Genomic DNA, 16,998 nt, shown 5'->3' with positions numbered 1-16,998 from the left:
GCGCGGGGCTCTCAGGCCCCGTGGCACTTCTTGTATTTCTTGCCGCTGCCGCACGGGCACGGGTCGTTGCGGCCCGGCTCCGGCGCCTTGCGCAGGGTCGGCACCTTCGGGCCCAGGCTCTTCCAGAGCTGGCGCAGGTCGTAGACGGCCCAGATCGCCTCGCCGAACGCATCCAGCCGCGCCTCGCTCACGCTGGGCGGGCCGTCCTCGCTGTGCATCGACAGCACCGGCGTGCCGGTGTCGGGCGTCGCCAGCGCCTCGATGGCGTCCAGCGCGTCGTGCAGCATGTCGGCCGCCTCGCGGTCGCGCGGCGGCGCCCAGTCGTCGGGCCAGCTGCGCACGGCGTGCAGGAAGCCGTGGGCCCAGGTCTCGGCGAACGAGGGCAGCTGGGCGAGGTCCGCGTCGCCCCGCTCGTCCTGCGGCAGGGCCAGCACGGCGCCGCGCACGTCGAGCACCTCGGGCTGGTAGGCCCGGTCGTCCTCCAGCGTCTCGACGTCGGCATCGAGCGCGGCCTGCACCTCGGCCCAGCGGCGGCGCCAGCGCCAGACGAACTCCATCTGCTCCATCGGGCGAAACCCGTCGCCCAGCACCACCGGCCAGTACTCCTCGGGCTCGATGGCGCGCCGGCAGCACACCAGCGCCGCCAGGAATCCTTCGCAGAACTCCCAGTCGGGCGTGTGCTCGTCCTGCTCGCGCAGCTGGTCGAGCACCGCGTCCTGGGCATCGAAATCGTCGGCGCCCAGCGGCGCCTCGTGCGGGGGAACGGTCATGGGCAGGGGATCGTGTCGGGCTGCCAGGCCGTCGCCACCGCGACGTCCAGCCGGGCCAGCCGCTTTTTCATGCACAGGACGGCGCGGTCCTTGGACAGGAGCACCGCGCCACGGTCGACCGCCAGGTCGATGAACTTCTGGTCGTCGGGGTCGCCGCAGGTGAACGGCCCCTTGTCCGGCGCGTCAACCACCTCGGCATGGGCGTCGAAGGACGCCAGCACGCCATCGGGCTGCAGGCCGTGGAAGGCCAGCCGGGCGGCGATCTGCGGGTAGCCGAGCACGCGCTCGAGCTCGTCGCGCATCGCCTGCGTGGCCAGCCAGCGCAGCCGCTGCCCGCGCAGCGCGGGCAGCAGCGGGCGGGCGGCGTCGTCGGCGAAGACGAACACGTCCAGCACGATGTTGGTGTCAAGCACCAGGGGCTGCATCGCGCGCGCGGGCCGACCCCGCCACCATGTCGAACCGGAACAGCCGGCACTCGATCGGGCCGTTCCACATCGGGATGCGGCGCGACTCCTTCAGCCGCATCCGCGAGGGCAGCTTCAGGTCGGGCGTGAGCACCCAGGCAGTCCAGCCGGCGTAGTGCTTCTTCCAGTGCGCCGCCAGCTGGGCGAAGAAATCGGCGCCGTCGTCCGCCTGCGCGCGCTCGCGTCCGCGCTGCGTGCGGCCGGCCACGCCGGCCGTCTCGATGCGTTCGCCGTACGGCGGGTTCACCAGCATGACGCCGGGCATCTCGGTGGGCGGCATGCGCTGCAGCGCGTCGCCGCCGCGGAACTGCACCGCGTGGGCGACGCCCGCGCGCTCGGCATTGCGATGGGCGAAGTCGACCATGCGGAACGCGACGTCGCTGCCGTGCACCAGGACCGCCGGCGCGCGCTGCGCCGCCCGCGCCTCGTCCTTCAGCTGCTGCCAGACATGCGGCTGGTGCGGCAGCAGGCGCTCGAACGCGAAGCGCCGCTGCAGCCCCGGCGGGATGTTGCACGCCAGCTGGGCCGCCTCGATGGCGATGGTGCCGCTGCCGCAGCAGGGGTCGTACAGCGGCACGTCGGCCTGCCAGCCGCTGGCGGCGATCATGGCGGCGGCCAGCGTCTCCTTCAGCGGGGCCTCGCCCTTGTCCTCGCGCCAGCCGCGCTTGAACAGCGGCTCGCCCGAGGTGTCGATGTACAGCGTGCAGTGCGTGGCCGTCAGGTGTGCATGCACGCGCGCGTCGGGCCGTTGGGTGTCGACGTCGGGCCGCACGCCGCCGCGGGCACGGAAGCGGTCGGCCACGGCGTCCTTGATCTTCAGCGCGGCGAAGTTCAGGCTGCGCAGCGGGCTGTGCTGCGCGGTGACCTCCACCTTGAAGGTCTGGCGCGCGGTGAACCAGGCGTCCCAGGCGACCGCGGCGGCCGCCTCGTAGAGGTCCTGTTCGGCCCGGTAGGGCGTCTGCGACAGCTGCACCAGCACGCGCTGGGCGAGCCGGCTGTGCAGGTTCAGGCGCAGGGCTTCGCGCCAGGAGCCGCGCACGACCACGCCGGCGCGGCCGACGAGCAGGTCGTCGCCCGCCAGGCCCGTGAGGCGATGGACTTCGTCGGCGAGGAGGTCTTCCACGCCCGCTGCGCAGGGCAGGAACAGATGCAGGTCGGTCATGGGGTCGCGCCGGCTAGAGCGCCTTGCGCAGGTTGGCGGGTGCGATGCGCAGCGCCTCGCGGTACTTGGCCACCGTGCGGCGTGCGCACTCGATGCCCTGCTCCTTGAGCATCTCGGAGATCTGGCTGTCCGACAGGGGCTTCTTCTGGCTCTCGGCGGCGACGAACTGCTTGATCAGGGCCCGCACGGCCGTCGACGAGGCGTTGCCGCCGGTCTCGGTGCCCAGCGCGGAGCCGAAGAAGTACTTCAGCTCGTAGGTGCCGAACGGCGTGGCCATGTACTTGGCGGTGGTCACGCGGGAGATCGTCGACTCGTGCAGGCCGAGCTCGTCGGCGATCTCGCGCAGCACCAGCGGGCGCATGGCCAGCTCGCCGTGGACGAAGAAGTTCTTCTGCCGCTCCACGATCGCGTTGGACACGCGCAGGATGGTGTCGAAGCGCTGCTGGATGTTCTTGATGAACCAGCGCGCCTCCTGCAGGCGCTGCTGCAGCGCCTGGTGGCCCTCGCCCTTGTGCGCCTTGAGCGCGCCGGCATAGACGTCGTGCACGCGCAGGCGCGGCATCACGTCGGGGTTGAGCTGGACCCGGAAGCGGAACTGGTTGCCGCGGCCGACCTTGGTGACCAGCACGTCGGGCACGACGATGTTGCGCTCCACGTCGACGAAGCGCCGGCCGGGCTTGGGCTCCAGGCGCGGGATCAGCGCCATCGCCGCCTTGATCCTCGCCTCGGTCTCGCCGCACAGCGTGCACAGGCGCTTGACGTCGCGCCGCGCCAGCAGGTCCATCGGGTGGCGGCAGATCGCGATCGCCGTCTCGCAGGCCGGATCGCCCTGCTCGGCCTGCAGCATGCGCAGCTGCAGCGTCAGGCATTCGGCCAGCGAGCGGGCCCCGACGCCCGGCGGGTCCAGGTGCTGCAGCAGCCGCAGGGCCACGGTGAACCGGTGGACCAGCTCCTCCTGCTGCTCGGGGTCGCCCTGGGCCAGGCCGGCGGCCAGGTCCTCCAGCGGGTCCTCCAGGTAGCCGTCGTCGTTGAGCGATTCGATCAGGAACCGCAGCGCGGCGCGGTCTTCGTCCGCCAGCCGCAGCGCCAGCGCCTGCCGGTGCAGGTGGTCCTGCAGCGATTCGTGCCCGCGCGCCAGGTCGGCCGCGTCGACCTCGCCGTCGGACTCGTTGTTGTTGCGGCGCGCCTGGGCGTCGCCGCCCCATTCGCTGTCGTCGGGCACCAGCTCGGTGCTGCCGTCGCCTTCCCAGTCCTGCGGCTCGGTCTCGACCGCGGCGGCCGGCTCGGCGTCGCTCGCGGAGGCGGCGGTGGCGGATCGGTCACCGTCGAAGGACGCCATGTCGCCGGCGGCCGCCTGGTCCGATTCGCGTTCGTCGGCGGGCGGCGGCGTGTCGGCGCGGTCGATGCCGAACTCCTCGCGCGGGGCCTCGTCCTGGGTCAGTTCGAGGAACGGGTTGTCGCCCAGCATCTGCTCGACTTCCTGCGCGAGCTCGAGCGTGGACAGCTGCAGCAGGCGGATCGACTGCTGCAGCTGCGGCGTCAGCGCCAGGTGCTGCGAGACGCGAAGCGAGAGACCCTGCTTCATCGGGAATGCCGTTCCGGACTACATCCGGAAGTGTTCGCCGAGGTACACCCGCCGCACGTCCGCGTTGTTGACGATCTCCGCCGGCGTGCCCTGCGCCAGCACGTTGCCGTCGCTGATGATGTAGGCGTGGTCGCAGATGCCCAGCGTCTCGCGCACGTTGTGGTCGGTGATCAGCACGCCGATGCCGCGCGACTTCAGGAAGCCGATGATGCGCTGGATCTCGATGACGGCGATCGGGTCGATGCCGGCGAACGGTTCGTCCAGCAGGATGAACCGCGGCTGCGTGGCCAGGGCGCGCGCGATCTCCACGCGCCGCCGCTCGCCGCCCGACAGCGCCAGCGCCGGCGAGTCGCGCAGGTGGTCCACGCGCAGGTCCTGCAGCAGCGCCGTCAGGCGCTCCTCGATGACCTGCTCCGACAGCGAGCGCCCGTCGGGCCCGTGCTGCAGCTCCAGCACGGCGCGCACGTTCTCGGCGACCGTGAGCTTGCGGAAGATCGACGCTTCCTGCGGCAGGTACGACAGCCCGAGGCGCGAGCGGCGGTGGATCGGCATGTGCTCCACCGGCTGGCCGTCGATGGAGATCTCGCCGGCGTCGGCGCGCACCAGGCCGACGATCATGTAGAACGAGGTCGTCTTGCCGGCGCCGTTGGGGCCCAGCAGGCCCACCACCTCGCCCTTGTCGACGCCCAGCGAGACGTCCTTGACCACCCGGCGGCTGCCGTAGGCCTTCTGCAGGTGGCGCGCCTCCAGGCGGCTGCGCACGGGTGGCGTCGCCGCCGTCGCGCCGCCGTCGGTGGCGCCTTCGGCCTCGATCCTCACCGTGGCTCCCCCGACAGGTCCGGGCTGGTCTTGAGCTGCGGCGGCGGCTGCATCGGCTCGCGCACCGCGGCACGTCCCGGCGCGGGCGCCGCGGGCGCCGAGGCGCCTTCGCGCGGGGCGAGCACCGCGCGCACGCGGCCGCCCGGGCGCGGAGAGGCCGGACCGCCGTCGACCGTGAAGACGTCGGTGCTGTTCTCGTAGGTGATGACGCTGCCCACCATCTCATCGGCGAGCGTGGCGCCGCGCAGCCGGCGCAGTTCGGCCTGGCGGATGAACTTCACGCGGTCGGCCTTGCCGTCGTAGTCGATCGTCTCGCCCTCGCCCTCGATCCACTCGTCCAGGCCTTCGCGCTTCTGGCGGTAGAACGCCCGCTGCCCCGGCTCGGCCGTGACGACCCCGTACTGGTAGCCGTCCGGGTCCTGCCGGACCTCGAGCCGGGCGCCGCGGATGAGGATGGTGCCCTTGGTCAGGACCACCCGGCCGGTGAACACGCTCACCTGGCGCAGGTCGTCATACCGCAGCGCGTCGGCTTCGACGTTCATCGGCTTGTCGCGGTCGGCCTTCTCGGCCCGGGCGGCGGCCGGCCACACGAGACACAGGGCGAGCACGGCGGGCAGGAGGGGGAGTCTCATAGCGGCATGAATCTTGCTGGCGCATTGTAGCGACCGGGCCGGCGGGCCCCGAAGAAAAAAGCCCGCCGAGGCGGGCTTGGGCTTGCCATCGCGCCGCGACTCAGCGGCTCTTGCGCGCTTCGGCGATGAGGTAGTCGGTGACCTGGAGCGCGCGCCCCATGTTGCCAGAGAGCGAGCCGTCGGTGTACCAGCGCCCGGCGATGCCCAGCGCGGGCACGCCTTCGACCTGGAACGCGTCCTGCAGCTGGGACGCCTTGCGGGCCTTGGTGGACACCGAGAAGGAGTTGTAGACCTCCTTGAACTTGGCCTTGTCCAGCCCGTTCTTCTCGACCCAGGCGAGGATCTGGTCTTCCTTGGCGAGCGCCTGCTTGTCCACGTGGATGGCGTGGAACACCTTGGCGTGGACCTCGTCGAGCTTGCCCATGGCCTCGAGCGTGTAGAACAGGCGCTGCTGGGGCACGAAGTCGTCGCGGAAGGCGACCGGCACGCGGCGCAGCACGACGTCCGGCGGCAGCTTCTTGGACCAGGCGGCCAACTGCGGCTCGAACGCGTTGCAGTGCGGGCAGCTGTACCAGAAGAACTCGATCACCTCGACCTTGCCGGGCGGGGTTTCCAGCGCCACGCGCTTGTCCAGCGTCTTGTACTCGCGGCCGTCCTCCGGCTTCTTCTGCGCCCACACCAGGCCCGGCAGGCCCAGTCCGGCGGCGACGGTCAGGCAGGCGGCGCCCGCGGAAAACTCGCGTCGATTCATGTCAGGTTTGACTCCTTGCGTTGGGTCTGAGCCGTCACGGCCCGGTTGGTTCCCTCGTGGGCCTAGCGCTGCACCCGCACCAGCGCGGTCTCGATGCCGCCCGCGTCCAGCTTGTCCTTGGCGCGGTCGGCGTCATCCTTCTTGTCGAACGGGCCCACGCGCACGCGGAACACCGTGCGGCCGGACTGCTCGCGCTCGGTGACCTTGGCCTCCACGCCCATCAGCGAGAGCTTGGCGCGCTGGGCGTCGGCGTCCTCCTGGGTGCGAAAGGCCCCGGTCTGCACGAAGTACAGGAACGGATCGGCCGCGGCGCCGCCCGAACGGGCGGCCGCGAAGTCGCCCAGCGGATCGCCCGAGGAACGGGCCGCGGGCGCCGGTGCGTTCGCCGCCGGCCGCTCCGGACCCGCGGGGGCCGCGGGGGCCGCGCCCGGAGCCGGCGCGGAGGCGCCCACGCCCGGTGCGGGCGGCAGCGGCTTGGCCGGGTTCCTGCCGTACAGCGGTGCGTTCGGGTCCCAGTTCTGGTTCTTCTTCGACTCGGCCGCCTCCTGCTCGGGCGTGCGGCCCTGGTTCTTGCTCAGGAAGGGGACGGGTACCTTGGTGACGTACACGGCCACGGCCAGCGCCGCGGCCAGGCCGATCACGATGCCGATGACGATGCCCACCAGGACGTTGCCACGCTGTCTGTTCACGTTCTTGCTCACATCTTTTCCGGTGCGCCCACGCCCAGCATGGCGAGGCCGTTGCGCAAGACCTGGGCCGTCGCCGCGACCAGCGCGAGGCGGGCGCGCCGGACCGCCTCGTCGTCCACCAGGATGCGCTCGGCATCATAGTAGGAGTGGTAAGCGCTCGCGAGGTCGCGCAGGTAGAAGGTCACGTCGTGCGGCGCGAAGTCGTCCGCCGCCGCCGTGAGCATGTCGGGGTACTTGGCCAGCTGCAGCATCAGCGCCTGCGCCGGCGCGCTGTCCAGCGCCGACAGGTCCGCGTCCAGCAGCGAGTCGGCGTCGCCGCCCCAGGCCGCCAGCACCGAGCGGATGCGCGCATGCGCGTACTGCACGTAGTAGACCGGGTTGTCGTTGTTCTGCGCCAGCGCCAGGTCGACGTCGAACACGTACTCGGTGTCGGGCTTGCGCGAGAGCAGGAAGAAGCGCACCGCGTCCTTGCTGGTCCACTCGACCAGGTCGCGCAGCGTGACGTAGCTGCCGGCGCGCTTGGAGATCTTGACCTCCTGGCCGCCGCGCATCACGCGCACCATGGTGTGCAGCACGTAGTCGGGATAGCCCTCGGGGATGCCGACGCCGGCGGCCTGCAGGCCGGCGCGCACGCGCGCGATCGTGCCGTGGTGGTCGGTGCCCTGGATGTTCACCGCCTTGGCGAAGCCGCGCTCCCACTTGGTGATGTGGTACGCGACGTCCGGCACGAAGTAGGTGTAGCTGCCGTCGCCCTTGCGCATCACGCGGTCCTTGTCGTCCCCGTACTCGGTGGACTTGAGCCACAGGGCGCCGTCGTGCTCGTAGGTCTTGCCGGCATCGCGCAGGCGCTGCACCACGGCGTCGACCTTGCCGCTGGTGTACAGGCTCGACTCGAGGTAGTAGTTGTCGAAGCGCACGGCGAACGCCTGCAGGTCCAGGTCCTGCTCGTGGCGCAGGTAGGCCACCGCGAACAGTCGCATGCCGTCGAGGTCGTCGACGTCGCCGCTGGCGGTGAACTCGCGGTCGTCCGCGTGCACCGTCTTCCTGGCCAGGAAGTCGTCGGCGATGTCCTGGATGTAGTCGCCGTTGTAGGCCGCCTCGGGCCACTGCGGGTCGCCCGGCTTCAGGCCGCGGGCGCGCAGCTGCACGCTGGTGGCCAGGGTGGCGATCTGGACGCCGGCGTCGTTGTAATAGAACTCGCGGGTGACGTCCCAGCCCTGCGAGGCGTACAGGTTGCAGATGGCGTCGCCCAGGGCGGCCTGGCGGCCGTGGCCCACGTGGAGCGGGCCGGTCGGATTGGCCGAGACGAACTCCACCATCATCCGGCGGCCGTTGGACGCGCGGCGGCCGTACTGCTGGCCGCCCTGCAGCACCTCGCGCACGACCTGCTGCCTGGCGGCGGGCTTGAGGCGGATGTTGATGAAGCCCGGCGCGGCGATCTCCAGGGCGTCGACCCAGCGCTGGAAGGCGGGCGACTGCAGCAGGTCGGCCTTGAGCGTCTCGGCCAGCTGGCGCGGATTGAGCTTGAGCGGCTTGGCGAGCTGCATGGCGGCCGTGCAGGCCCAGTCGCCGTGCGCGGCCGCCTTGGGCGACTCGAAGGCCGCCTTGGCGCCGGCGCCGGGCGACAGCTTGTCGAGCCCGGCCGCCAGGGCGCCGAGCAGTTCGTCTTTCACGAGGAGCATCGCGGGATTTTACGGACCCGGCCCCCGCGGGCCCGGTTCAGGCGCCGAAGCCGCGCGCCAGGAAGGCCGCCGGCAGCGGAATCAGCGGCAGGATGTGCCCCGCGCGCATCACCAGCCGGCGCGCGCGCCGGATCTCCGCCTCGTCGGGCAACGTGCCGTCGGCCGCGAGGCGGCGGTGCCAGGCGGCGAAGCGGCGGCTGGCGCCGACCGACAGCACGGCCATCAGCAGGAACAGCGCCACCTTCGCGTGCAGCAGCCAGTTGCCGGCGTACCAGGCGGCCGGCTTGCTGCCGGCCACGAGGCGGATGACGCCCGTGACCAGCACGGCGGCCATCGCGATCCAGTAGATGCGGTCGACCGTGCCCAGCCGCTCGACCACCTTGGCGTTGAGCCACTCGGCGCGGCACAGCGCCGCCTCGCTGGTGAGGAACACGACCACCGTCAGGATGGCCAGGAGGTGCGCGTACTGGAGCAGGGCGTCGGCGGTCATGCGGTGGGCCTCAGGCGCGCCAGAACTCGGGGCGGCCGAAATGCTGCTTGAGGAAATCGATCCACAGCCGCACCCGCACCGGCAGGTGCTTGCGCTGCGGGAACACGGCGTAGATGCCGTTGGGCGGCGCGGCGAACTCGGCCAGCACCTCGACCAGGCGGCCCGAGGCGATCTCGGTCTCGACCTCCCAGGTGCTGCGCCAGGCGATGCCGTAGCCCTGCAGGCACCAGTCGTGCAGCACCTGGCCGTCCGAGCAGTCCAGCGGCCCGCCCGGGCGCAGGTGGACCACCTCGTAGCTTTCGGGGCGCCCGGGGTCCGCCAGGACGCCTTCCTGTTGCCGCCCATGGGCGGTTCGCGGCACCCGAAACGCCCAGCCGCGCACCTGCGAAGCGTCGCTCGACAGCGTGAGGCAGTCGAAGCGGGCCAGGTCGTTGGGGTGCTCGGGCGTGCCGTGGCGCTGCAGGTAGTCGGGCGTGGCCACGCACAGGCGGCGGTTGTCGGCCATGCGCACGCTCACCAGCGAGGAGTCCGGCAGGTCGCCCACGCGCACCGCGCAGTCGTAGCCTTCCCCGGCCAGGTCGACCACGCGATCGCTGAGGTTGAGCGAAATCGTCACGTCCTTGTGCTGGGCGCGAAAGCGCGGCACCAGCGGGGCGACATGGCGCCGGCCGAACCCCGCGGGCGCCGTGATGCGCAGGTGGCCGCTGGCCTTGACGCCACCGGCGCTGACGCTCGCCTCGGCATTGGCCAGGTCGGCCAGCAGGCGCTGGCAGTCCTCCAGGAACGCGCTGCCCTCGTGGGTCAGCGTCAGGCGCCGGGTGGTGCGCACCAGCAGCTTCACGCCCAGCCGTTCCTCGAGCGCGTCCAGGCGCCGGCCCATGATGGCCGGGGCGACGCCCTCGGCCTTGGCCGCCGCCGTCAGGCTGCCCCGCGTCGCCACCGACACGAACGACTCGAGTTGCTTGAGCTTGTCCATGCAGAGCAGATTATGCGCATGCAGGTCAAGAATCGGGGGCGTTCCCGGCCGCTTTACGGTTGAGCTTCCGATGCCGACGCGGTTGGAGGCGCCGTCCGCTGATCGCCGGGCTGGCCCGCGTGCAACCGCCGACAACGACTCGAACCCATCGATTCCACGCACACAGGTTGAGAATCAAATCACCGCCAAGCCTCTAAACCATGAGCCAAGGTGCGAATACAGTCTCGGCCTGGCGCGGCGCGCGACGCCCGCCACCGCTTTTCACGTCATCCCGCCAAGGAGTCCCCATGTCCGCCCGCACGACCGTCCACCGCCTCGAAGTGGCCACGGAGCTGTATCGCTTCATCGAAGACCAGGTGCTGCCCGGCACCGGCGTCGACAGCGCCGCTTTCTGGACCGGCTTCGATGCGATCGTCCACGACCTGGCGCCGAAGAACGCGGCGTTGCTGGCCGAGCGCGACCGCCTGCAGGCCGAGATCGATCGCTGGCACCAGGCCCACCCCGGCCCGATCCGCGACATGGGCGCGTACCGCAAGTTCCTCGAGGACATCGGCTACCTCGTGCCGCATCCCAAGGGCGCCAAGGCCACCACCGCCAACGTGGACGCCGAACTGGCGCTGCAGGCCGGCCCCCAGCTGGTGGTGCCGATCCTCAACGCCCGCTATGCGCTGAACGCGGCGAACGCTCGCTGGGGCTCGCTGTACGACGCGCTGTACGGCACCGACGCGATTCCCGAGACCGGCGGTGCCGACAAGGGCCCCGGCTACAACGAAGTGCGCGGCGCCAAGGTGATCGCCTATGCCCGCAACGTGCTCGACCAGGCGGCGCCGCTGGCCACCGGCTCGCACCGCGACGCCACCGGCTACCGGGTCGAGGGCGGCCGGCTCGCCGTCGCGCTCAAGGACGGCGCCTCCACCGGCCTGAAGGACCCGGCCAAGTTCGCCGGCTACCGCGGCGACGCCGCCGCGCCCAGCTCGGTGCTGCTGCGCAACCACGGCATCCACCTGGACATCCTGATCGACCGCGCCTCGCCGATCGGCCGCACCGACCCGGCGGGCGTGAGCGACGTGATCCTGGAGGCGGCGCTGTCGACCATCATGGACCTGGAGGACTCGGTCGCGGTGGTCGATGCGCAGGACAAGGTGCTTGCGTACGGCAACTGGCTCGGCATCCTCAAGGGCACGCTCACCGAGCAGGTGGCCAAGGGCGGCAAGACCTTCACCCGCGGCCTGAACAAGGACCGCGAGTACACCGGGCCGGATGGCGCCAAGGTGGTGCTGCACGGCCGCTCGCTGCTGTTCGTGCGCAACGTCGGCCACCTGATGACCAACCCGGCGATCCTGTGGGACGGCGGCAAGGAGATCCCCGAGGGGATCCTGGACGCGGTGGTCACCTCCGCCATCGCGATCCACGACCTGAAGGGCCACGGCGCCAACGGCATCCGCAACTCGCGCACCGGCTCGGTCTACATCGTCAAGCCGAAGATGCACGGCCCGGCCGAAGTCGCGTTCGCCGACGAACTGTTCACGCGCGTGGAGCAGGTCCTCGGCCTGGCGGCCAACACGGTCAAGCTGGGCATCATGGACGAGGAGCGCCGCACCAGCGTGAACCTGCAGGCGTGCATCGCCGCCGCGCCGGCGCGGGTGGCCTTCATCAACACCGGCTTCCTCGATCGCACCGGCGACGAGATGCACACCGCGATGCTGGCCGGCCCGATGATCCGCAAGGGCGACATGAAGTCCAGCGCCTGGATCCAGGCCTACGAGAAGAACAACGTGCTGGTGGGCCTGGCCTGCGGCCTGCGCGGTCGCGCCCAGATCGGCAAGGGCATGTGGGCCATGCCCGACCTGATGGCCGCGATGCTGGAGCAGAAGATCGCGCACCCGAAGGCCGGCGCCAACACGGCCTGGGTGCCCTCGCCCACCGCCGCGACCCTGCACGCGTTGCACTACCACCAGGTGGACGTCGATGGCGTGCAGCGCGAGCTGGAGAAGATCGACGCCGACGCCGAACGCGAGAAGCTGCTGACCGGCCTGCTGACGGTCCCGGTCGCCGAGCAGGCGACCTGGTCGGCGCAGGAGCGCCAGCAGGAGCTGGACAACAACGTCCAGGGCATCCTGGGCTACGTGGTGCGCTGGATCGACCAGGGCGTGGGCTGCTCCAAGGTGCCCGACATCCACGACGTGGGCCTGATGGAGGACCGCGCGACGCTGCGCATCTCCAGCCAGCACATCGCCAACTGGCTGCAGCACGGCGTGGTCACCGAGGAACAGGTGCGCGAGACGTTCCGCCGCATGGCCGCCGTCGTGGACCAGCAGAACGCCGGCGACCCGGCCTACCAGCCGATGGCCGGCCACTGGGACACCTCCTACGCCTTCCGCGCCGCGCAGGACCTGGTGTTCAAGGGCAAGGAGCAGCCTTCCGGCTACACCGAGCCGCTGCTGCACGCCTGGCGGCTGAAGGTCAAGGCGCGCGGCTGAGGCGCCTGTCCGGCGCCGCGGCAGGCCACGCGCGGCGCCGGCCAAGGAATCCGCCCCACCCGGCGGCGGTCGCCGCGCCCCCGCGGGTAGACTGCCGCATGGCCGCCGAACCGCCCATCCCCGACACGGCGCACTGCCCCCTCTGCGGGGCATCCAACCGCTGCGCGATGGAAGAGGAGCGCCGCACCGGCCAGCCGCAGCCGCCCTGCTGGTGCACGCAGGCGAGCTTTCCGCCCGAGCTGCTCGCGCGCGTGCCCGCCCAGGCGCGGGGCCGCGCCTGTCTCTGCGCGGGCTGCGCCGCGACGGCCGCCCGGTGAGCGCCTCCGGCTCCGACGCGCAGGCGCTGAGCCGGCGCTACGGCCCGCGCTACCGCTGGCTGCTGCTGATGTCGGTGATGGTCGGGACCATGGCGTCGGTGATGTCGTCGACCATCGTCAACGTCGCCATCCCCGACATGAGCCACCACTTCCTGCTCGGCCAGGAGCGCGCGCAGTGGGTCAGCTCCGGCTTCATGGTCGCCATGACGGTGTCGATGCTGACCACGCCGTGGCTGCTGGGCCGCTACGGGTACCGGGCGACCTACGTGGGGACCATGGTGCTGCTGCTCGCCGGCGGCGTGGCCGGCGGATTCGCGGCGCACTTTCCGGTCGTGCTGGCCGCGCGCGTGGCCGAGGGCCTGGCCGCCGGCGTCGTGCAGCCCATTCCCGCCATCATCATGCTGCGCGCCTTCGAGCCGCACGAGCAGGGCCGCGCCTCGGGCCTGTTCGGCATGGGCGTGGTGCTGGCCCCCGCCCTGGGCCCCAGCATCGGCGGCGTGCTGGTCGACCTGTTCGGCTGGCGCTCGATCTTCTTCATGGTGGTGCCGTTCTGCATCGCCTCCATCGTGCTGGCCTACCGGTTCGTGCCGGACAGCGCGCCGGGCGGCGATGCGGCCCGGCGCGGCGGCGCCTGGCTCGACTGGCGCGGCCTGCTGCTGGCCACCACCGGCACCCTGTGCCTGCTGAACGGGCTGGTGGAACTGCACGGCAGCCACCACGTGCGCGCGATCCTGCTGCTGGCCGCGGCGCTGGCCGCGCTGGTGGGCTTCATCGCCTGGCAGCGGCGCGCCGGCGCCACCGGGCGCGAGCCGCTGATGAACCTGGCGCTGTTCGGCTACCGGACCTACGCCATGGGCAGCATCGTCGCCTTCATCTACGGCACGGCGCTGTTCGGATCGACCTACCTGCTGCCGGTCTACATGCAGCTGTGCCTGAAGCTGCCGGCGGCGCACGTGGGCACCATCCTGCTGCCCGCAGGCATCGTGCTGGCCTTCACCATCGGCGGCGTCGGGCGCCTGGCCCATCGCATCCCCACCTTCGTGCTGGTCAGCGCCGGCCTCACGCTGCTGGCGCTGTCGTTCGCGCTGATGCCCACCGTCGGACTGGAGGCGCCGCTCGCGCTGCTGGTGACCTGGGCCATCCTGGGGCGCATCGGGCTGGGCTTCATCTTGCCGTCGCTCAACCTGGGCGCGATGCGGCCGCTGCACAAGGGCCTGATCCCGCAAGGCGCCAGCGCGATCAACTTCCTGCGCATGCTGGGCGGCGCGGCCGGCGTGAGCCTGTGCGCCATCGTGCTGGAGTGGCGCATCGCCGCGCACGGCGACTCGCTCGCCAACCCGCAGACCAGCCCCGCGCGCCTGGCCGCCTTCAACGAGGCCTTCTTCCTGCTGGCCGCGCTGTGCGCGCTGGCGGTGATCGCCGCATGGCAGCTGCGCGAGTCCCCCCAAGCGCGCAGCCCTGGCGAATAATGGCCGCATGTGCCAGCTGCTGGGGATGAACTGCAACACGCCCACGGACGTCACGTTCAGCTTCACGGGTTTCGCGCAGCGGGGCGGGCGCACCGACCACCATGGCGACGGCTGGGGCATCGCGTTCTTCGAGGGCCGCGGCCTGCGCCACTTCGTCGACCACCAGCCGGCGTCGCAGTCGCCGGTGGCCGAGCTGATCCGGCGCTACCCGATCCGCAGCCGCAACGTGATCGCGCACATCCGCAAGGCCACGCAGGGCGAGATCACGCTGGAGAACTGCCACCCCTTCGTGCGCGAGCTGTGGGGGCGCTACTGGGTGTTCGCGCACAACGGCGACCTGAAGGACTTCCATCCGCGCCTGCACGCCAACTTCAGGCCGGTGGGCAACACCGACAGCGAGCGCGCGTTCTGCTGGATCATGCAGGAGCTGTGGAAGTCCCACGCCGGCGTGCCGAGCGTGCACGAACTGACGCTGACGCTGCGCGAGCTGGCGCCGCAGATCGCGCGCCACGGGCCGTTCAACTTCCTGCTGTCCAACGGCGAGGCGCTGTGGGCGCATTGCGCCACCAACCTCTACTATGTCGAGCGCAAGCACCCGTTCGCGCATGCGCAGCTGGCGGACGAGGACCTGTCGGTCGACTTTGCGCACGTCACCACGCCGCAGGACAAGGTGGCGGTGATCGTCACCGCGCCGCTGACCACCAACGAGACCTGGACACAGATGCAACCCGGCGAGCTGCGGGTGTTCGTCGACGGCACCAGCGACGCCGCGCAGGCGTCCTGAAGGCGCTCAGCCCTTCGCGCCGGGCAGCTCGATGCCCGGGAAGATCTTGATCACCGCGCTGTCGTCCTCGCGGCCATGCCCGGCCGCCGACGCCTGCAGGAACATCTGGTGCGCCGCGGCCGACAGCGGCAGCGGGAATTTCGCCGCCCGCGCGGTGTCCAGCACCAGCCCCAGGTCCTTGACGAAGATGTCGACCGCCGACAGCGGCGTGTAGTCGCCCGCCAGCACGTGGGCCATGCGGTTCTCGAACATCCAGCTGTTGCCGGCGCTGTGCGTGATGACCTCGTACAGCGCGGCCGCATCGACGCCTTCGCGCAGCCCCAGCGCCATCGCCTCCGCCGCGGCCGCGATGTGCACGCCGGCGAGCAGCTGGTTGATGATCTTCACCTTGCTGCCGTTGCCGGCCTGCTCGCCCAACCGGTAGACGTTGGCGGCCATGGCCTCGAGCACGCCGTCCGCCTTGGCATACGCCTCGGGCCGGCCGGCGGTCATCATCGTCATCTGCCCCGATGCGGCCTTGGCGGCGCCGCCGGAGATCGGCGCGTCGAGGTACAGCAGCCCGCGCTGCGCGAGCCGCTGCTCCAGCGCGGCGGACCAGTTGGGGTCGACCGTCGAGCACATCACGAACAGGCTGCCGGGCCGCATCGCCTCGGCCGCGCCCTGCGGGCCGAACAGCACCTGCTCGGTCTGCGCCGCATTGACCACCACGCTGATCACCACCTCGCACGCCGCCGCCACGTCGGCCGGGCTGGCGCATGCGGTGCCGCCGTCGGCGGCGAAGGCGCGGGCCGCCTCGGGCCGGATGTCGTGCACGTGCACGTGGTGTCCCGCGCGGCGCAGCGACTGCGCCATGCCCAGGCCCATCGCGCCCAGGCCGATCAGTCCGATGTGTCTCATGGCAGCCCTCCGTTGGCTCGTATCGCGGCCGTTATACACGGCGCGAGGCCCCCCCGCGCGGGGCTAGCGGGCCGCGATCACGTCCTCGAGCGCGTCGACGAACATCGCCGGCACGTCGAAGCCCGCCTGCTGCGTGATCTCCTGGAAGCAGGTCGGGCTGGTGACGTTGATCTCGGTGAGGTAGTCGCCGATCACGTCCAGTCCCACCAGCAGCAGGCCGCGCGCGGCGAGCACGGGGCCCAGGGTCTCGGCGATCTCGCGGTCGCGCGTCGAGAGCGGCTGCGCCACGCCCTTGCCGCCGGCGGCCAGGTTGCCGCGGATCTCGCTGCCCTGGGGGATGCGGGCCAGGCTGAAGGGAACCGGCTTGCCGCCGATCACCAGCACGCGCTTGTCGCCCCGCGCGATCTCGGGCACGAAGCGCTGCACCATCAGCGTGGTGGCGCCGTGGCCATTGAGCGTCTCGGTGATCGAGCCCAGGTTCAGCCCGTCGGCGCCGACCCGGAAGATGCCCATGCCGCCCATGCCGTCCAGCGGCTTGAGGATGATCTCCTGGTGCTCGGCATGGAAGCGGCGCACCTCCTCGGGATCGCGCGTCACCAGCGTGGGGCTGACGAACTGCGGGAACTCCATGATCGCGAGCTTCTCGGGGTGGTCGCGCAGCGCCCGCGGGCTGTTGACCACCCGCGCGCCTTCGCGCTCGGCCTGCTCGAGCAGGTGCGTCGCGTAGAAGTACTCGGCATCGAACGGCGGATCCTTGCGCATCAGCACGGCGTCGAACGCCATCAGGTTGGCCCGCCGCACCCCGGTTTCCTCGAACCACGCTTCGTCGTCGCTGGTGAGACGGATGTCGCGCACCGTCGCGTGCACCAGGCCGCCGGAGCGCCAGGCCAGGTGCCGCGGCTCGCAGGCGGCGATGCGGTGGCCGCGCCGCTGCGCCTCGCGCATCATGGCGAACGTGGTGTCCTTGTAGACCTGGAAGGCCTCCAGCGGATCGGCGACGAAAAGCAGGTTCATGGGGCGACCGGGCATGG

17 protein-coding genes are annotated in these 16,998 nt (G+C 71.4%); 4 read left to right on the top strand and 13 right to left on the bottom strand.

Annotation, left to right across the window (positions count from 1 at the left end; all coding sequences use genetic code 11):
- Positions 1 to 11: 11 nt before the first annotated feature.
- From AC3ANR_RS02375 to AC3ANR_RS02325, 11 genes are all read right to left on the bottom strand, one after another.
- On the bottom strand, positions 12 to 770 hold the full coding sequence (locus AC3ANR_RS02375) for a UPF0149 family protein (RefSeq protein WP_488290281.1): 759 nt from the start codon (positions 768 to 770) through the stop codon (positions 12 to 14).
- Positions 767 to 1,183 (bottom strand): PIN domain-containing protein, encoded by a 417-nt coding sequence (locus tag AC3ANR_RS02370; protein ID WP_488290280.1) that lies wholly within the window; start codon positions 1,181 to 1,183, stop codon positions 767 to 769. The genes AC3ANR_RS02375 and AC3ANR_RS02370 overlap by 4 nt, the downstream gene beginning before the upstream one ends.
- The gene (locus tag AC3ANR_RS02365) at positions 1,176 to 2,396 is read right to left on the bottom strand and encodes a THUMP domain-containing class I SAM-dependent RNA methyltransferase (protein ID WP_488290279.1); all 1,221 of its coding nucleotides are present in this window, start codon (positions 2,394 to 2,396) and stop codon (positions 1,176 to 1,178) included. The genes AC3ANR_RS02370 and AC3ANR_RS02365 overlap by 8 nt, the downstream gene beginning before the upstream one ends.
- Positions 2,397 to 2,409: 13 nt before the next feature.
- A complete protein-coding gene (locus AC3ANR_RS02360; RefSeq protein WP_488290278.1) occupies positions 2,410 to 3,981 on the bottom strand; it encodes an RNA polymerase factor sigma-54 in 1,572 nt (523 codons plus the stop codon).
- A gap of 18 nt (positions 3,982 to 3,999) precedes the next feature.
- On the bottom strand, positions 4,000 to 4,794 hold the full coding sequence (gene lptB, locus AC3ANR_RS02355) for an LPS export ABC transporter ATP-binding protein (RefSeq protein ID WP_488291739.1): 795 nt from the start codon (positions 4,792 to 4,794) through the stop codon (positions 4,000 to 4,002).
- A gap of 2 nt (positions 4,795 to 4,796) precedes the next feature.
- Positions 4,797 to 5,432 (bottom strand): lipopolysaccharide transport periplasmic protein LptA, encoded by a 636-nt coding sequence (lptA, locus tag AC3ANR_RS02350; protein ID WP_488290277.1) that lies wholly within the window; start codon positions 5,430 to 5,432, stop codon positions 4,797 to 4,799.
- A gap of 100 nt (positions 5,433 to 5,532) precedes the next feature.
- Positions 5,533 to 6,183, bottom strand: coding sequence for a thiol:disulfide interchange protein DsbA/DsbL (locus AC3ANR_RS02345; protein ID WP_488290276.1), 651 nt, complete (start codon positions 6,181 to 6,183; stop codon positions 5,533 to 5,535).
- A 62-nt stretch (positions 6,184 to 6,245) separates the two neighbouring features.
- On the bottom strand, positions 6,246 to 6,872 hold the full coding sequence (locus AC3ANR_RS02340) for an SPOR domain-containing protein (protein WP_488290275.1): 627 nt from the start codon (positions 6,870 to 6,872) through the stop codon (positions 6,246 to 6,248).
- An 8-nt stretch (positions 6,873 to 6,880) separates the two neighbouring features.
- Positions 6,881 to 8,554, bottom strand: coding sequence for an arginine--tRNA ligase (gene argS, locus AC3ANR_RS02335; RefSeq protein WP_488290274.1), 1,674 nt, complete (start codon positions 8,552 to 8,554; stop codon positions 6,881 to 6,883).
- Between the two features lie 37 nt (positions 8,555 to 8,591).
- Positions 8,592 to 9,044 (bottom strand): DUF2214 family protein, encoded by a 453-nt coding sequence (locus AC3ANR_RS02330; RefSeq protein ID WP_488290273.1) that lies wholly within the window; start codon positions 9,042 to 9,044, stop codon positions 8,592 to 8,594.
- A gap of 10 nt (positions 9,045 to 9,054) precedes the next feature.
- Entirely contained in the window at positions 9,055 to 10,020 is a 966-nt protein-coding gene (locus AC3ANR_RS02325; RefSeq protein WP_488290272.1) for a LysR family transcriptional regulator, read from the bottom strand.
- 287 nt (positions 10,021 to 10,307) lie between these two features.
- Here AC3ANR_RS02325 and AC3ANR_RS02320 point away from each other — a divergent pair, with 287 nt between their 5' ends.
- The 4 genes from AC3ANR_RS02320 to AC3ANR_RS02305 all read left to right on the top strand — a co-directional run bounded on the left by AC3ANR_RS02320 (position 10,308) and on the right by AC3ANR_RS02305 (position 15,070).
- Positions 10,308 to 12,500, top strand: a complete 2,193-nt coding sequence (locus AC3ANR_RS02320) for a malate synthase G (RefSeq protein ID WP_488290271.1) — start codon at positions 10,308 to 10,310, stop codon at positions 12,498 to 12,500.
- A 98-nt stretch (positions 12,501 to 12,598) separates the two neighbouring features.
- A complete protein-coding gene (locus tag AC3ANR_RS02315; protein WP_488290270.1) occupies positions 12,599 to 12,817 on the top strand; it encodes a cysteine-rich CWC family protein in 219 nt (72 codons plus the stop codon).
- Positions 12,814 to 14,286: an MFS transporter gene (locus AC3ANR_RS02310; RefSeq protein ID WP_488290269.1), complete on the top strand. Its 1,473-nt coding sequence runs from the start codon at positions 12,814 to 12,816 to the stop codon at positions 14,284 to 14,286. Before AC3ANR_RS02315 ends, AC3ANR_RS02310 begins: the two co-directional genes overlap by 4 nt.
- A gap of 7 nt (positions 14,287 to 14,293) precedes the next feature.
- On the top strand, positions 14,294 to 15,070 hold the full coding sequence (locus AC3ANR_RS02305) for a class II glutamine amidotransferase (protein WP_488290268.1): 777 nt from the start codon (positions 14,294 to 14,296) through the stop codon (positions 15,068 to 15,070).
- Between the two features lie 6 nt (positions 15,071 to 15,076).
- On the opposite strand, the gene ltnD is transcribed toward AC3ANR_RS02305, so the two are convergent.
- Both ltnD and gshB read right to left on the bottom strand, forming a co-directional pair.
- Positions 15,077 to 15,967 (bottom strand): L-threonate dehydrogenase, encoded by an 891-nt coding sequence (ltnD, locus tag AC3ANR_RS02300; protein WP_488290267.1) that lies wholly within the window; start codon positions 15,965 to 15,967, stop codon positions 15,077 to 15,079.
- 63 nt (positions 15,968 to 16,030) lie between these two features.
- Positions 16,031 to 16,981 (bottom strand): glutathione synthase, encoded by a 951-nt coding sequence (gene gshB / locus AC3ANR_RS02295; protein WP_488290266.1) that lies wholly within the window; start codon positions 16,979 to 16,981, stop codon positions 16,031 to 16,033.
- Between the last annotated feature and the right edge of the window lie 17 nt (positions 16,982 to 16,998).

Source organism: Ramlibacter sp. JJN2-2R (assembly GCF_057747835.1).
This window is presented reverse-complemented; position numbering and strand designations above follow the sequence as displayed.

Coding starts and splice junctions, on each gene's coding strand:
- lptA (WP_488290277.1), bottom strand. CDS start 5,432: ATGAGACTCCCCCTCCTGCCCGCCGTGCTCGCCCTGTGTCTCGTGTGG.
- AC3ANR_RS02325 (WP_488290272.1), bottom strand. CDS start 10,020: ATGGACAAGCTCAAGCAACTCGAGTCGTTCGTGTCGGTGGCGACGCGG.
- AC3ANR_RS02320 (WP_488290271.1), top strand. CDS start 10,308: ATGTCCGCCCGCACGACCGTCCACCGCCTCGAAGTGGCCACGGAGCTG.
- gshB (WP_488290266.1), bottom strand. CDS start 16,981: ATGAACCTGCTTTTCGTCGCCGATCCGCTGGAGGCCTTCCAGGTCTAC.
- AC3ANR_RS02360 (WP_488290278.1), bottom strand. CDS start 3,981: ATGAAGCAGGGTCTCTCGCTTCGCGTCTCGCAGCACCTGGCGCTGACG.
- argS (WP_488290274.1), bottom strand. CDS start 8,554: ATGCTCCTCGTGAAAGACGAACTGCTCGGCGCCCTGGCGGCCGGGCTC.
- AC3ANR_RS02365 (WP_488290279.1), bottom strand. CDS start 2,396: ATGACCGACCTGCATCTGTTCCTGCCCTGCGCAGCGGGCGTGGAAGAC.
- ltnD (WP_488290267.1), bottom strand. CDS start 15,967: ATGAGACACATCGGACTGATCGGCCTGGGCGCGATGGGCCTGGGCATG.
- AC3ANR_RS02305 (WP_488290268.1), top strand. CDS start 14,294: ATGTGCCAGCTGCTGGGGATGAACTGCAACACGCCCACGGACGTCACG.
- AC3ANR_RS02375 (WP_488290281.1), bottom strand. CDS start 770: ATGACCGTTCCCCCGCACGAGGCGCCGCTGGGCGCCGACGATTTCGAT.
- AC3ANR_RS02330 (WP_488290273.1), bottom strand. CDS start 9,044: ATGACCGCCGACGCCCTGCTCCAGTACGCGCACCTCCTGGCCATCCTG.
- AC3ANR_RS02315 (WP_488290270.1), top strand. CDS start 12,599: ATGGCCGCCGAACCGCCCATCCCCGACACGGCGCACTGCCCCCTCTGC.
- AC3ANR_RS02345 (WP_488290276.1), bottom strand. CDS start 6,183: ATGAATCGACGCGAGTTTTCCGCGGGCGCCGCCTGCCTGACCGTCGCC.